Genomic DNA, 13,781 nt, shown 5'->3' with positions numbered 1-13,781 from the left:
CGCGCCGAAGTCCACGTCAGGGGCCTGAAGACCCGCCCTAACCCCGCTTCGACCGCGCGTAGTTGACCAGGAAGTGCGCTTCCGCCACGGACAGCCGCTCCAACTCCTGCGGCGACACGCTCTCGTTGACCGCGTGGATCTGTGCCTCAGGCTCGCTCAGACCGATCAGGAGGATCTCCGCGCTCGGGTACAGCGCCGCCAGCGTGTTGCAGAGCGGGATGGAGCCGCCCATGCCGGCGGTCTGCATCTCCTCGCCCGGATAGGCGACGCGCATCGCCTCGGCCATCGAGGTGTACGCGGGGCTGGTGGTGTCCGCGCGGAACGGCTGGCCCTGCCCGACCTGTTCGACCGCCACCCGCGCGCCCCACGGCGTATGCGCCTGAAGGTGCGCGGTGAGCAGCTTCGTCGCCTCGACGGCGTCCTGCCCAGGCGGCACCCGCAGGCTGATCTGCGCGCGGGCGCTCGCCTGCACCGACGGGGTCGCGCCGACCACGGGCGGGCAGTCGATGCCGATGACGGTGACCGCGGGCCTGGCCCAGACCCGGTCGGCGACCGTGCCCCGGCCGATCAGCCCCACACCGTCCAGCACCTTGGCGTCCTTGCGGAAGTCGGCCTCGGGGTAGTCGAGTCCGTCCCAGTCGGCGTCGGCGGCGAGGCCGTCCACGGTCGTCGAACCGTCCTTGGCCCGCAGCGAGGCCAGCAGTTGGACGAGCGCGGCGAGCGCGTCCGGCGCGGCGCCGCCGAACTGGCCCGAGTGCAGGTTCCCTTCGAGGGTGTCGACCTGGACGCGCAGCATCGTCATCCCGCGCAGCGTCGCCGTGACCGTCGGCAGCCCGACCCGGAAGTTGCCGGTGTCACCGATGACGATCGTGTCGGCGGCCAGCAACTCCGGGTGCTCCTCGGCGTACCGCTCCAGACCGCCCGTGCCCTGCTCCTCCGAGCCCTCCACGATCATCTTGACGGCGACGGGCACGCCGCCGGCGGCCTTGAGGGCGCGCAGCGCGAGCAGATGCATCACGAAGCCGCCCTTGCAGTCGGCCGCCCCGCGTCCGTACCAGCGGCCGTCGCGCTCCGTCAGCTCGAACGGCGGTGTGATCCACGCGCTCTCGTCGAGCGGCGGCTGGACGTCGTAGTGCGCGTACAGCAGTACGGTCGGGGCCCCTTCGGGGCCGGGCAGGAAGCCGTACACGGACTGGCTGCCGTCCGGGGTGTCGAGCGCCGCCACGTCCCTGAAGCCCTCGGCGCGCAGCGCGTCCGCGACCCACGCCGCCGCGGCCTCGCACTCCTCGCGGGGGAACTGCGCGGGGTCCGCCACCGACCGGAAGGCCACCAGCTCCGCGAGTTCCGCCCGTGCGCGCGGCATCAGCGAAGTGACGGTTTCGGCGATCGGACTGACGGACATGGGCACGCTCCAGGCGGGTACGACGTTGTGTGTTTGTGTGTGCGTCGAGGAACAGGCCCGATCCTGCCACAACGGACCGGGCCCGCAGGCGCCGTAGGATGCCGTGCGACAGCAAGGGCCACCGGTCGGATCAGGAGCAGAAGCACATCGTGAGCAGCGAGAACGCAGACGCCGGAAGTGAACCTGGAAGCGAGCCCGGGACCGGTCCCGAGGCCGGTCCCGAGGGTGAGCACGACCGGTCGGTGTGGGATGTCGTCGTGGTCGGCGCGGGCCCGGCGGGAGCGTCCGCGGCCTACGCGGCGGCTGTCGCGGGCCGTCGGGTGCTGCTGCTGGAGAAGGCGGAGTTGCCCCGCTACAAGACCTGCGGCGGTGGCATCATCGGCCCCTCGCGCGACGCCCTGCCGCCCGGCTTCGAACTGCCCCTGCGCGACCGGGTGCACGCGGTCACGTTCTCGCTGAACGGCCGCCTGGCGCGGACCCGCCGCTCCCGGCGCATGCTCTTCGGGCTCATCAACAGGCCCGAGTTCGACGCGAGTCTGGTCGAGCACGCCCAGAAGGCGGGTGCCGTGCTCCGTACGGGCGCCTCGGTCGCACGCGTCCAGCAGCACGGTCCTGCCGTGCCCGACCGCCGTACCGTCGCCGTGGTCCTCGCCGACGGCGAGACGATTCTGGCGCGCGCGGTCGTCGGCGCCGACGGCAGCGCCGGCCGGATAGGCGCCCATGTCGGGGTGAAGCTCGACCAGGTCGATCTCGGTCTCGAGCTGGAGATCCCGGTGCCCCCGACGGTCGCCGAGGACTGGGCCGGACGGGTACTCATCGACTGGGGCCCGCTGCCGGGGAGTTACGGCTGGGTGTTCCCCAAGGGCGACACCCTCACCGTCGGCGTCATCTCGGCGCGCGGTGAGGGCGCCGCGACCAAGCGCTATCTGGAGGACTTCGTCGCCAAGCAGGGGCTCGCCGGGTTCGAGCCCGCGGTCTCGTCCGGCCATCTGACGCGCTGCCGCAGTGACGACTCGCCGCTCTCGCGCGGCCGGGTGCTGGTGTGCGGCGACGCGGCGGGGCTGCTGGAGCCGTGGACCAGGGAGGGGATCTCCTTCGCGCTGCGGTCGGGCCGGCTGGCGGGGGAGTGGGCGGTACGGATCGCGGAGGCGCACGACGCGGTGGACGCCCGCCGCCAGGCGCTGAACTACGCCTTCGCGATCAAGGCGGGTCTCGGCGTGGAGATGAGCGTCGGACGGCGGATGCTCTCCGTCTTCGAGCGCAGGCCCGGTCTGCTGCACGCGGTGATCACCGGTTTCCGGCCGGCCTGGAAGGCGTTCGCCGACATCACGCGCGGTGTGACGTCCCTGGGCGGTCTCGTACGGACCCATCCGCTGGCCCGGCGCGCCCTGGACGTGCTCGACCGCCAGCAGGCGGGCGCCGCGCGGGGCACGGAGAAGAACCGTCCGGAGCCGGCGCGCGACGACGAGGAGCGGGACAAGGACCAGAAGGACGGCGCGGTCACCCCGTAGCCAGGAGTCCTTCCGGGGGCCGCCGCCAGGATCTCCGCGCCGGAGCACCCGGCGGTGACCCCGGAATCTTCGTCCGCACGCGCCACGCCGTACTCCGCCGGGAGTACACGCGGTCACCACGCCCGGCGGACGCCCGGCATCCGTCGGCCGGTCTAGCGTGGCGGGTATGGAACAGCAGATCAGCCGTGCCGGGTTCCGTCCCCCCTGGGCCAGGGGCGGGTGCGTGCCCGGCGGCGGCGGGACGGACGAGGGGCCGGGCGGCGGCGCGGGGCTTTCGCGGCTGCCCTGGTTCTCCAGCCTGGTCCTCGCCGTCTTCGTCACGGTCGGCACCGGCTTCGCCGCCGAGGCGCAGCCGGACCGCGAACAACTCGACGCGTTCGCCCGAGTCCTGCTGCTCGCCGGCCCCGCGCTGCTCGTGCTCCGCCACCGGTACCCGGTCCTCTGCGTCTTCGGTGTCGCTCTCTCGGCGACGCTGTACCTCGGCGCGGGCTACCCCTACGGCCCGATCTTCCTCACCGTCGCGGTCGCCTGCTTCGCCGCGATCGTCTCCGGACACCGCGCGGCGGCCTGGTGGGCGATCGGTCTCCTCTGGGTGAGCCATCTGCTGGTCGGCCATCTCCTCTACCGCCATCTGCCACCGAACGGCGACGTCGGCGCCCCCTGGGGGCCCGAAGTGGGCGTCGCCGCCTGGGTGGTGGCCGTTCTCGTCGGCTCCGAACTCGTCCGGGTGCGCCGGGAGCAGTGGATCCACGCGCGGGCCGAGCGTGCCGCCGCCGAGGCGCGCCGTGCCGACGAGGAGCGGCTGCGTATCGCGCGGGAACTCCACGACGTGCTCGCGCACTCCATCTCGGTCATCAACGTCCAGGCGGGCGTGGGGCTCGCGCTCCTCGACTCCGACCCGGAACAGGCCCGCACCGCGCTCACCACCATCAAGGCCGCGAGCAAGGAGGCGCTGGGCGAGGTACGGCAGGTCCTCGACACCCTCCGGACCTCCGGCGACGCCCCCCGTGCGCCCGCGCCGGGACTCGACCGGCTCCCCGAACTGGTGGAACAGGCGGCCGCCGCCGGTCTGACCGTCGGGATCGAGACCCTGGGCGAGCGCGTCGCGCTGGCGCCCGGCGCCGATCTCGCCGCTTTCCGCATCGTCCAGGAAGCTCTCACCAACGTGGTGCGGCACTCCGGATCCCGTACCGCGCACGTCCAGGTCGGCTACGGCGCCGGGCTGCTCACCCTGCGCGTCGACGACGAGGGACCGGCCACCGGCGACGAGGCGGGCGGCAGCGGCAACGGCCTGGTGGGAATGCGGGAACGGGCCGCCGCCCTCGGTGGCACCATCGAGGCGGGCCCGCGCCCGGACGGGGGCTTCCGCGTACAGGCCGCCCTCCCACTGAAGCCCAAGGAGACACCGTGATCCGTGTCCTGCTCGCCGACGACCAGTCCCTGGTACGGGCGGGCTTCCGCGCGCTGCTCGACGCCCAGCCGGACATCGAGGTCGTGGGAGAGGCCGCCGACGGCGACCAGGCACTGCGCGCGGTGCGCGAACTCACCCCGGACGTCGTCCTGATGGACATCCGGATGCCGGTCATGGACGGGCTCGACGCCACCCGCCGCATCACCGAGGACGGTGGTCTCGACGAGGTGAAGGTGGTCATGCTCACCACCTTCGAACTCGACGAGTACGTCTTCGAGGCGCTCCGCTCGGGCGCCTCCGGCTTCCTGGTGAAGGACACCGAACCTGAGGAACTGCTGCGTGCCGTACGGGCGGTGGTGGACGGCGACGCGCTGCTGTCGCCCGGAGTGACGCGGCGGCTGATCGCGGAGTTCGCCTCGCGTTCCAAGGCGCCCGCCTCCGCCGACGGCCTCGGCGAACTCACCGAGCGGGAACGGGAGGTGATGGCCCTCGTCGGGATGGGGCTCTCGAACGAGGAGATCGCCCGCAGGCTGGTCGTCAGCCCGCTCACCGCCAAGACACATGTGAGCCGCACGATGGTGAAGCTCGGTGCCCGCGACCGGGCCCAACTGGTCGTCAGGGCCTACGAGTCGGGGTTGGTGCGACCGGGCTGGCTGGGCTGACGGCCGGTCAGGCCTCGCGAGGCGTACGCACGGGGCCCGTCCGGTCGCGCAGCAGCAGTCGGACGAACGCCCCGATGGCCGCGGCCTGGATGAGCACGGAGGCGATGAGCGCCACGTAGCCGAACGCGGAGGACGAGGCGAACGACTCGCCCATGAGCGATCCGCCGGCGAAGAAGAGGAAGACGGTGGGTGCCGCGAGGGCGAAGAGCCACACCCCGGCGAACGACGCGTCGTCGTGCCGCACGAACAGCGTGTCGACGGTGACGAAGACCGCCGCCGCGGCGACCAGGGCGAGGTAGATCCGCGAGGCCCGGTTGTCGTGGACGAGCCGGACGGGGCCCTTGTCGAGCCGGGCCAGTGCGTTCAGACGTCCTGCCTTCATGATGGTCTCCCGTATCGGTTGCATGCCTCCATGGTGGGACGGCCCGAACGGGTGTGCCTGAGTACGGCTACTCATCCCTCCTGGTGCGCGGTGCGGGCCGTCGCGTCCGCCGGGACATCGGCCCGGATCTCCGTCGCGACCTCCCGCGCACCCTCCGCCGGGACTCCCGTCCGGGCGGCCGAAGTCGGTTCGGGCGCCGAGACGTTGCGCGCCGAGTAGGCGATGAGGGCTGCCGCCGCGGCCAGCAGGGCGACGGTGGTCAGTGCCACGGGCAGCGAGAACCAGTCGGCGAGGAAGCCGATCGCGGGCGGTCCCAGCAGCATGCCGCCGTACCCCAGCGTGGACGCGGCGGCGACACCGCTCGGTCCGGCGAGCGCGCCCGCCCTGGCCACGGCCACCGGGAAGATGTTGGCCAGACCGAGTCCGGTGACGGCGAAGCCGAGCAGCGCGAGCCAGGTCGTCGGCGCGAGGGCGCCGAGGAGCATGCCGAGCGCGGCGACCGCCCCGCCGGCGACCAGGGTGCGGGTCTGGCCGAGCCGTTCGAGCAGGGCCGTACCGGAGAGGCGTCCCACCGTCATGGCGAGGGCGAACAGCGAGTACCCGGCGGCGGCGAGTCCGGCACCGGCGTCCAGGTCCTGGGCGAGGTGCAGGGCGCCCCAGTCCGCGAGGGCGCCTTCCCCGTAGGCCGTGCACAGCGCGATCACGCCGAACAGGACGACGAGCCGGCGCGTGCGCCGGTCGAGCCGCCGCGGGGCCTTCCCTTCCGCGCCGTCCTTCGCGCGAGCCGGAGCAGCACCAGGTGCGGGGTCGGGACCGGGCGCCGTGGGCACCGTGTGGCGCAGCAGCGACGGCCCGGCGAGCGCGGTGACGACCAGTCCGACGCCGGTGAGGGCGAGGAGGTGCGCCGAGGGGGAGAGACCACCGGCCACCAGACCGCCGAGTCCCGCGCCCACCATGCCTCCCAGGCTGAACGCGGCGTGGAAGCTCGACATCACGGGACGGCGCATCGCGGCGACGAGATCGACGGCGGCGCTGTTCATCGAGACGTTGAGGGAGCCGTACGCGGCACCGAAGACGAGCAGGACCAGGCCGAGGGCCGGCGCCGAGTGCGTCTGCGCGGGCAGGGCGATGCTCAGCGCCAGCAGCGCCGAACTGACCACGGTCACCGGATGACTGCCGAACCGCCTGCACATCCGGCCGGTGAACATCATCGTCACCACGGCGCCGGCGGAGACCCCGAGCAGGGCCAGGCCGAGATCGCTCGCCGACGCGCCGGTCTGCTGCTTGATGGCGGGGATACGGACGACCCAGCCGGCGAAGAGGAAGCCGTCCAGGGCGAAGAACACGGTCAGAGTGACACGGAGGCGGGTGAGGGAGGACAGCGGGACGCCGTCGGCGGGATCTCCGCCGTGGCCCCCCGATATGGCCGTCCGGAGTTTGTTTAGGTTCGGCACAAAAGAAGGATAGGGGCTCGGGGCCGATCCGTACAAGGCGGCGGCCCGGCGCCGGGATCATGGGAGACTCACCTCCATGAACGGCAGGGCCGACAAGGCAACGACGACCAGAACACGACTGGAGAGAGGCCGCAGCGCGCTGGGCCCCGCACTGGAACTGGTTCACACGGGCCGCGCGCCCACCCGCGCCGTGCTCACCTCCGAACTGGGAGTCACCCGCGCGACGGCCGGCGCCGTCGCCGCCGAACTTGAAGCGCTCGGCCTGATCCGGGTCGACTCCCGGCCCGGCGCCGCGGCCGGCTCCCAGGGCCGCCCCTCGCACCGCCTCTCCGTCGACGACACCGGCCCCGTGGTCCTCGCCGCCCAGGTCCACGCCGACGGGTTCCGTGCCGCGCTGGTCGCCCTCGGCGGCCGTACGGTCGCCACCGCGCCCGGCTGCGTCACGGTCTCCTCCGACCCCGCCCAGGTGCTCGGCGCCGTCGTCGCCGAGGGCGCCAAGCTGCTGCGTAACAGCGGACGACGCTGCGTCGGCGCCGGTCTCGCCGTCCCCTCGGCGGTCGCCGAACCGGAGGGCACCGCCCTCAACCCGCTCCACCTCGCCTGGCCGGCCGGTGCGCCCGTACGCGACCTCTTCATCGAACAGGTACGCGCCGCCGGTATCGAGGGCCCCGCCTTCACCGGCAACGACGTCAACCTGGCGGCCCTCGCCGAACACCGGCACGGCGCCGGCCGCGGCGCCGCCCAACTCCTCTGTGTCGCCACGGGACATCGCGGCGTCGGCGGCGCGCTCGTCGTGGACGGCCGTCTGCACACGGGCAGTTCGGGGCTGGCACTCGAAGTCGGCCATCTGACCGTCAACCCCGAGGGCAGGCCGTGCCATTGCGGCAGCCGGGGCTGTCTCGACGTCGAGACCGACCCGCTGGCCTTCCTCGACGCGGCCGGCCGCGACCCCGGCCCCGAGGTGTCGCTGCTCCAGCAGTCCCGCGACCTGCTCCGTACGGAGTACGGCGACCGGTCCGTACGGGCGGCGGCCGAGCAACTCATCGACCGGCTGGGGCAGGGGCTCGCCGGACTGGTGAACATTCTCAACCCCGACCGGGTCATCCTCGGCGGCCTGCACCGTGAACTGCTCGACGCCGACCCCGCCCGGCTGCGCGCCGTCGTCGCCGACCGCAGCCTGTGGGGCCGTAGCGGGAGCGTGCCGATCCTCCCGTGCACGCTGGACCACAACAGTCTGGTCGGCGCCGCCGAACTGGCCTGGCAGCCGGTCCTGGACGACCCCCTGGCCGCACTGACCTGACGGGCCCGGCCGCCGGGTCCGCCCCGAGCGCACGGCCCGACCCGACCCGGACCGTCCGCCCGAACCCGCGAGCCCAACCCGTCACCCGGACCCGTGACCCGGTCCCACCACCCGTCCGGCGGCACCACGGACGGCCCGCCGCACCATCGCGGGTAGTCACCACCCATGACCGAGAAGCCCCCCGGCATCCAGCCCCCGCCGCCCCCACCGCGCTGGTTCCAGCGCCTCGACCGGCGGCTGCGCCTCTCGCCGCTCGGGGTCGCCTGGACGAGCGGGCGTGAGATGGAGCTCATGCACCGGGCCATGGGTTTCGCGGCGCTCGGATTCCTCACCCTCGTCCCCGTGCTGGTGCTGGTCGCGGCGGCCCAGCCCTCCAGCGGCCACGGTTTCGCACGCTGGCTCGGGCAGGCCATCGGCGTCACCCATGAGTCCCAGCTACAGGTCGAGCGGCTGTTCGGCGTGCCCAACACGGCACTCCAGCGCACCACCGCCTTCGGTCTCGCCGCGCTCGCCGTCTTCGGACTGACCTTCGGCTCCGCCGTGCAGACCGGCTACGAGAAGGTCTGGGACCTGCCCACCGCCCGCTGGCACACCATGTGGCGCCATGTCGTCTTCCTCGCCCTGCTGGTCGGGGCGCTGCTCGGCTTCGTCAACACGCCCTCCCCGTCCGGCGACGTCACCGGCCCGCTGACGGTCGTCGTGCTGGACATCGTCGGCACGTTCCTGTTCTTCTGGATCGCCCAGCACATCCTGCTCGGCGGACGCGTCCGCTGGATCGCCCTGCTGCCGGGCGCCGTCGCCACCACCCTCGGGCTCCTGGGCCTGCGGGGTTTCTCGCAGCTCGTCTTCTCGCCGCTGATCGCCTCCAGCGCCGTCACCTACGGCCCCTTCGGCACCGTCCTGGTCCTCCAGTCGTGGCTCGTCGGTGTCGGATTCGTCGTCTACGGCGGGGCCCTGGTGGGCCGTCTCACCCACGAAGGCCGGGTGTTCCGGCGTCTGAAGGACCTGGACGAACCCTGAGAGGTACGCCGCCGGCCTCCGGCCCCGTCCCCGGGAGCAGCCGTGTCCCGCCCACGTACTCCCCGGGAGGTACCCGCACAGCCGCTGGCCGTACGACGACTCGGCACCCCTCCCGGCGCGACTCTCGGAAGCGACAGAGAAAGACGGAGAAAGTCGCGAACCGAGGAGTTGACCGAGATGAACACCCTTGCGAACAGTGGCGGACCCGGCCCCTGGATCCTGTTCTTCCCGCTCGTCTGGGCAGCCGTGATCGTCGGTGGCATCACCCTCCTGCGCCGGACCGTGTGGCGCGGACGCCGGGGCGGCCCCCCGTGGCAGTCCGGCCGCTTCGAGCGGGGCTTCCGGGACGTACGGGAGGCGACCGACAGGCACGACGCGCAGTCGCCCATCGCGATGCTGGGCCGGCGGTTCGCCTCCGGCGAGATCGACGAGGACGAGTACTGGCGCCGGCTCTCCGTACTGGACGAGCAGTTCGGCCGCACGGGCAAGGGCGGCGCGGCGTGACCACCGCCACGGCGGCCACCGCCACCGCCCACGCCGCCCGGGTCGTCGACGCCGTCAAGGTCCACGGCAGGGGCGACACGCAGGTGAGGGCCCTGGACGGGGTGAGCGTCGGCTTCCCGGCCGGCCGCTTCACCGCGATCATGGGTCCCTCGGGCTCCGGCAAGTCCACTCTCATGCACTGCGCGGCCGGGCTCGACACCCTGACCTCCGGCTCCGCCCTCATCGGCGACACCGACCTGAGCACGCTGGACGACCGGAGACTGACGCTGCTGCGCCGCGAGCGCGTCGGCTTCGTCTTCCAGGCCTTCAACCTGATCCCGACCCTCACCGTCGCCGAGAACATCACCCTCCCGACGGACCTCGCGGGCGGCTCGCGCGACGACGAGTGGTACGACGCCCTCATCGATGTCGTCGGTCTGCGCGACCGCCTGCACCACCGTCCCGGCGAACTGTCCGGCGGCCAGCAGCAGCGCGTCGCGGTGGCCCGCGCCTTCGCCGGCAGCCCCGACGTCGTCTTCGCCGACGAGCCGACCGGCAATCTCGACTCCCGCTCCGGCGAGGAGGTCCTGCGGCTGCTGGGCAGCACCGTGCGCCGTACGAACCGCACGGTCGTGATGGTCACGCACGACCCGGTCGCCGCCGCCCACGCCGACGAGGTCCTCTTCCTCGCCGACGGACGGCTCGTGGACCGGATGCCGGACCCGACGGCCGAACGCGTGCTCGACCGGCTGAAGGCCTTCGACACCAGGGCGACCGGCACATCCGCGAGCCGGGGGGCGCGGGCATGAGCGGGACCCGTGCCTGCGTACGTATCAGCGTCTCCGCGCTCCGCGCGAACAAGCGGCGCTTCGCCGGGACCTTCACCGCCGTCCTGCTCGGCGTCTCCTTCCTGACGGGGACCCTCGTCATGGGCGACACCCTGCGCGGCAGCTTCGACACCATGTTCGGCGACGCGGCGGGCGGCACCGACGCCGTCGTCCGGGGCGCCGATGCCGTGACCGTGCCCGGCGACGCGCTCGGCACCCGCGAACCGGTCGACACCGCCTTGATCGAGAAGATCGAACGGATCCGCGGCGTCGCCGCCGCGGCACCCAGGATCGAGGGCGCGGGACAGCTCATCGGCTCCGACGGCAAGCCCGTCGGCGGCCAGGGACCGCCCACCGTCGCGGGGAACTGGATCGACGACGCACAGCTCAACCCCTACCGCATCGCCGACGGCCGGCTGCCGGAGAGGAGCGGCGAGGTCGTCCTCAACCGCGGCGCCGCGAAGGCGGGGAAGCTGGAGATCGGCGACACCACCGTGCTGCGCACGCCCGATCCCGTACGGGTGACGGTCGTCGGACTCGCGACGTTCGGCGGCGAGGACGGCATGGCCCAGGTCACCTACACGGGAATGACCAGGGCCGACGCGGAGAAGTACCTCATGCCGAAGCCCGGCGAGGCCGCGAGCATCCAGGTGCGCGCCGGTCCCGGCACCGGCCAGCGGGAACTGGTGGACTCGCTCGGACCGGTCCTGCCGTCCGGCGTGGAGGCGATCACCGGACAGCGGTCCGCCGACGAGAACCAGGAAATGATCTCCGGTCAGTTCCTCGGCCTCTTCACCACGCTGCTCCTCGTCTTCTCGGGCATCGTGCTGCTCGTCGCGACGTTCTCCATCCACAACACCTTCGCGATCGTGGTGGCCCAGCGCACCCGCGAGAACGCGCTCCTGCGGGCCATCGGCGCCTCCCGGCGCCAGGTCCTCGGCGCCACGCTGACCGAGGCGACGGCCGTCGCCCTGGTCGCGTCGGCCGCGGGGCTCCTCGGCGGCATCGGTGTCGCCGCCGGCCTGGGGGCGCTGTTCCCGGTCGTCGGATTCCCCTTCCCCGAGGGGCCGTTGGTGATCAGCGCCCTCTCGATGGTGCTGCCGCTCGCGGTCGGCGTGATCGTCTGTCTCGGCTCGGCGCTGCTGCCCGCCGTACGGGCCGGGCGCACCGCCCCGCTGGCCGCGCTGCGCGAGACGGCCGTGGACGACTCGGGCGCCTCCAGGAAGCGGGCCGTCGTCGGTACGGCGGTGGCACTGTCCGGGATCGGCACGATCCTGCTCGGTGTCCTTGCCGCACCGTCCCTCGTGCTCGCCGGAACGGGAGCCGTCCTCGCGCTCGCCGCCTTCGTGGTGCTCGGCCCGGTGGCCGCCACCCGTGCCGTACGACTCCTCGGCGGGCCGCTGGACCGGCTGCGCGGCGTCTCGGGCGCCCTGGCCAAGCGCAACGCCCTGCGCAGCCCCACACGCACGGCGGCGACCGCCACCGCGCTGATGATCGGCGTCGCCGTGGTGTCCCTGTTCACGGTCTTCGGCGCCTCACTGAAGGCCACCATGGACCGGACGGTGTCCCGTTCCTTCGCCGGCGACCTCGCTGTCAGCGTGCCGGCGTTCGGCGGCGGAGGCAGCGGGCTGAGCCCCGGACTCGCGCCCGCGCTGGCCGAACTCCCCGAAGTGGGCTCGGCGGTGGGGCTCGGCAGGGGAGTGGCGAAGGTCGATGGTGACGGCCGTCAACTGACCGTCACCGACCCGGCCGCGCTCGCCAAGGGCTTCGATCTCGGCTCCGTGGACGGCTCGTTCGACGGATTCGGCAGCAAGGGCATCGCCGTGTCGCGGTCGCAGGCGGAGGACCGGAATCTGCGGACCGGCGGTACGACGCGACTGACCTTCACCGACGGCGGCGAGGAGACCTTCACCGTCAGGGCGGTCTACGAGCGGTCCGAACTCGCGGGCGACTACGTCATCACACGCGCGGCCTGGGCCCCGCACCGGACCCAGGACGCGGACACGCTCGTCTCCGTCACCTTCAAGGACGGTGTCCCGGCGGCCGACGCCACGGCCGCAGTGGAGAGGACAGCTGCGGAGTTCGGCAATCCGGACGTCCAGACGCGGGACGAGTACGCGCGGACCTCCGCGGGAGCCATCGACATGATGCTCACGCTGATCTACGCGCTGCTCGCCCTGGCCGTGGTCGTCGCGCTCCTGGGCATCGCCAACACGCTGACCCTCGCCGTCCACGAACGCACGCGGGAACTGGGCCTGTTGCGCGCCGTCGGGCAGACCAGGGCGCAACTGCGGGCGATGGTCCGGTGGGAGTCCGTACTGGTGGCCGCCTTCGGTACGGCGGGCGGACTGGCACTCGGCGGGCTGCTCGGCTGGGTCGTCGTCAAGGCGTCCGAGGGCGCGGGAGACACGGCCTTCGCCTTCGCCGTGCCCCCGGCGCAGCTGGCGATCGTCGGCGTGGTCGGGCTGACGGCGGGCGCGATCGCCGGCTGGCGGCCCGCGCGCAGGGCGGCCCGTCTGGACGTCCTGCGCGCCGTCGCCACCGAGTGACACGGTGACGAGGTGACGCGCCGAGGCGCCCCCTCCGCCCGGTCAGCCGACGACGGCGGACCGGGCGGAGGTATGTTCGCGCTCCCCGGCCACGGACCGGATCCCCGCGAAGGGGCTCTCGGCGAAGGAGCCGTGCGAGAAGGGTCCGTCGGTCGTCGCGCCGTACACCGGATTGCGGGGCGGAGCGGCGGCGGACGGGGCGGGAAGCGTGAACCAGATGACCTTCCCCGCGTCGCCCTCCGCGCGCACTCCCCAGCTCTCGCTGACCGCCTCGATCAGGGCGAGACCGCGCCCGCACACGTCGAGCGGATCGGCCGCCTTGATCGTCGGCAAGCGCGGGTCGTGGTCGTGGACCGAGACCGTGAGCCGGTCGAGCAGGAGCTCGATGTCGACGGTGCACATCTTGTCCGGCTGTGCGTGCCGGTGGACGTTGGTCAGCAACTCGGTCACGCCGAGCGCCGCTGGGTCGATGAGTGGGTCGAGATGCCAGTAGCGCAATTGCGCAGAAACGATTCTGCGGACTTGGCGGATCCGCGACGGCAGGGCCTGGAGCTCCACCGTGCACTGCCTGTTCGGCTGGCTGATCACGGCTGCGACTCCCCGATTGAGGTCCGGAAGAAGGCATGGATCAAATCCAGCAGCTCACTCGCGAGGCTCGCTGCTGTCCTGCCCGGCGGGGCTGGATCGCAGCGTCACCACCGGTTCACCCTGAGTGATACACCCCAGAGTGAACCACCTCCTACGGGACCGCAACTCGCGTCATCGAGGCAGGCGGGCCGG

12 protein-coding genes are annotated in these 13,781 nt (G+C 72.8%); 8 read left to right on the top strand and 4 right to left on the bottom strand.

Features of this window, described 5'->3' with window-relative positions; all coding sequences use genetic code 11:
* Positions 1-37 precede the first annotated feature (37 nt).
* Positions 38-1,402: a dipeptidase gene (locus ACFWHU_RS31705; protein ID WP_387229013.1), complete on the bottom strand. Its 1,365-nt coding sequence runs from the start codon at positions 1,400-1,402 to the stop codon at positions 38-40.
* Positions 1,403-1,551: 149 nt separating this feature from the next.
* On the opposite strand from ACFWHU_RS31705, the gene ACFWHU_RS31700 reads away from it, so the two are divergent.
* From ACFWHU_RS31700 to ACFWHU_RS31690, 3 genes are all read left to right on the top strand, one after another.
* Positions 1,552-2,913 (top strand): geranylgeranyl reductase family protein, encoded by a 1,362-nt coding sequence (locus ACFWHU_RS31700; protein WP_387229011.1) that lies wholly within the window; start codon positions 1,552-1,554, stop codon positions 2,911-2,913.
* Between the two features lie 166 nt (positions 2,914-3,079).
* Positions 3,080-4,324, top strand: a complete 1,245-nt coding sequence (locus tag ACFWHU_RS31695; protein WP_387229008.1) for a sensor histidine kinase — start codon at positions 3,080-3,082, stop codon at positions 4,322-4,324.
* Positions 4,321-4,986 carry a response regulator gene (locus ACFWHU_RS31690; protein WP_385792343.1) on the top strand — a complete coding sequence of 222 codons (666 nt, stop codon included), beginning with the start codon at positions 4,321-4,323 and terminating at the stop codon, positions 4,984-4,986. The genes ACFWHU_RS31695 and ACFWHU_RS31690 overlap by 4 nt, the downstream gene beginning before the upstream one ends.
* 7 nt (positions 4,987-4,993) lie before the next feature.
* Here ACFWHU_RS31690 and ACFWHU_RS31685 read toward each other — a convergent pair whose 3' ends face one another.
* Positions 4,994-5,368, bottom strand: coding sequence for an SCO4225 family membrane protein (locus ACFWHU_RS31685; protein ID WP_387229006.1), 375 nt, complete (start codon positions 5,366-5,368; stop codon positions 4,994-4,996).
* A 71-nt stretch (positions 5,369-5,439) separates the two neighbouring features.
* Positions 5,440-6,822 (bottom strand): MFS transporter, encoded by a 1,383-nt coding sequence (locus ACFWHU_RS31680; RefSeq protein ID WP_387229004.1) that lies wholly within the window; start codon positions 6,820-6,822, stop codon positions 5,440-5,442.
* Positions 6,823-6,898: 76 nt separating this feature from the next.
* On the opposite strand from ACFWHU_RS31680, the gene ACFWHU_RS31675 reads away from it, so the two are divergent.
* The 5 genes from ACFWHU_RS31675 (at position 6,899) to ACFWHU_RS31655 (ending at position 13,001) form a co-directional block, all read left to right on the top strand.
* Positions 6,899-8,122, top strand: coding sequence for an ROK family protein (locus ACFWHU_RS31675; protein WP_385792340.1), 1,224 nt, complete (start codon positions 6,899-6,901; stop codon positions 8,120-8,122).
* Between the two features lie 165 nt (positions 8,123-8,287).
* Complete coding sequence (locus tag ACFWHU_RS31670; RefSeq protein WP_385792339.1) at positions 8,288-9,142, top strand: YhjD/YihY/BrkB family envelope integrity protein; 855 nt, start codon at positions 8,288-8,290, stop codon at positions 9,140-9,142.
* A gap of 177 nt (positions 9,143-9,319) precedes the next feature.
* The gene (locus ACFWHU_RS31665; protein WP_387229001.1) at positions 9,320-9,646 is read left to right on the top strand and encodes an SHOCT domain-containing protein; all 327 of its coding nucleotides are present in this window, start codon (positions 9,320-9,322) and stop codon (positions 9,644-9,646) included.
* Entirely contained in the window at positions 9,643-10,434 is a 792-nt protein-coding gene (locus tag ACFWHU_RS31660) for an ABC transporter ATP-binding protein (protein WP_387228999.1), read from the top strand. The genes ACFWHU_RS31665 and ACFWHU_RS31660 overlap by 4 nt, the downstream gene beginning before the upstream one ends.
* A complete protein-coding gene (locus ACFWHU_RS31655; RefSeq protein WP_387228996.1) occupies positions 10,431-13,001 on the top strand; it encodes an ABC transporter permease in 2,571 nt (856 codons plus the stop codon). The genes ACFWHU_RS31660 and ACFWHU_RS31655 overlap by 4 nt, the downstream gene beginning before the upstream one ends.
* 42 nt (positions 13,002-13,043) lie before the next feature.
* Here the strand turns inward: ACFWHU_RS31655 and ACFWHU_RS31650 are convergent, their stop codons facing one another.
* On the bottom strand, positions 13,044-13,589 hold the full coding sequence (locus tag ACFWHU_RS31650; protein ID WP_385792335.1) for an ATP-binding protein: 546 nt from the start codon (positions 13,587-13,589) through the stop codon (positions 13,044-13,046).
* Between the last annotated feature and the right edge of the window lie 192 nt (positions 13,590-13,781).

This window comes from Streptomyces sp. NPDC060366 (genome assembly GCF_042725135.1).
Classification (GTDB): domain Bacteria; phylum Actinomycetota; class Actinomycetes; order Streptomycetales; family Streptomycetaceae; genus Streptomyces.
The sequence above is the reverse complement of the archived record's forward strand: the minus strand, read 5'-3'. Positions and strand labels throughout refer to the sequence as shown.

What these genes read in the sequence shown, in the direction of transcription:
- ACFWHU_RS31705 (WP_387229013.1), bottom strand. Translation starts at nt 1,402, where the DNA reads ATGTCCGTCAGTCCGATCGCCGAAACCGTCACTTCGCTGATGCCGCGC.
- ACFWHU_RS31695 (WP_387229008.1), top strand. Translation starts at nt 3,080, where the DNA reads ATGGAACAGCAGATCAGCCGTGCCGGGTTCCGTCCCCCCTGGGCCAGG.
- ACFWHU_RS31665 (WP_387229001.1), top strand. Translation starts at nt 9,320, where the DNA reads ATGAACACCCTTGCGAACAGTGGCGGACCCGGCCCCTGGATCCTGTTC.
- ACFWHU_RS31655 (WP_387228996.1), top strand. Translation starts at nt 10,431, where the DNA reads ATGAGCGGGACCCGTGCCTGCGTACGTATCAGCGTCTCCGCGCTCCGC.
- ACFWHU_RS31670 (WP_385792339.1), top strand. Translation starts at nt 8,288, where the DNA reads ATGACCGAGAAGCCCCCCGGCATCCAGCCCCCGCCGCCCCCACCGCGC.
- ACFWHU_RS31675 (WP_385792340.1), top strand. Translation starts at nt 6,899, where the DNA reads ATGAACGGCAGGGCCGACAAGGCAACGACGACCAGAACACGACTGGAG.
- ACFWHU_RS31685 (WP_387229006.1), bottom strand. Translation starts at nt 5,368, where the DNA reads ATGAAGGCAGGACGTCTGAACGCACTGGCCCGGCTCGACAAGGGCCCC.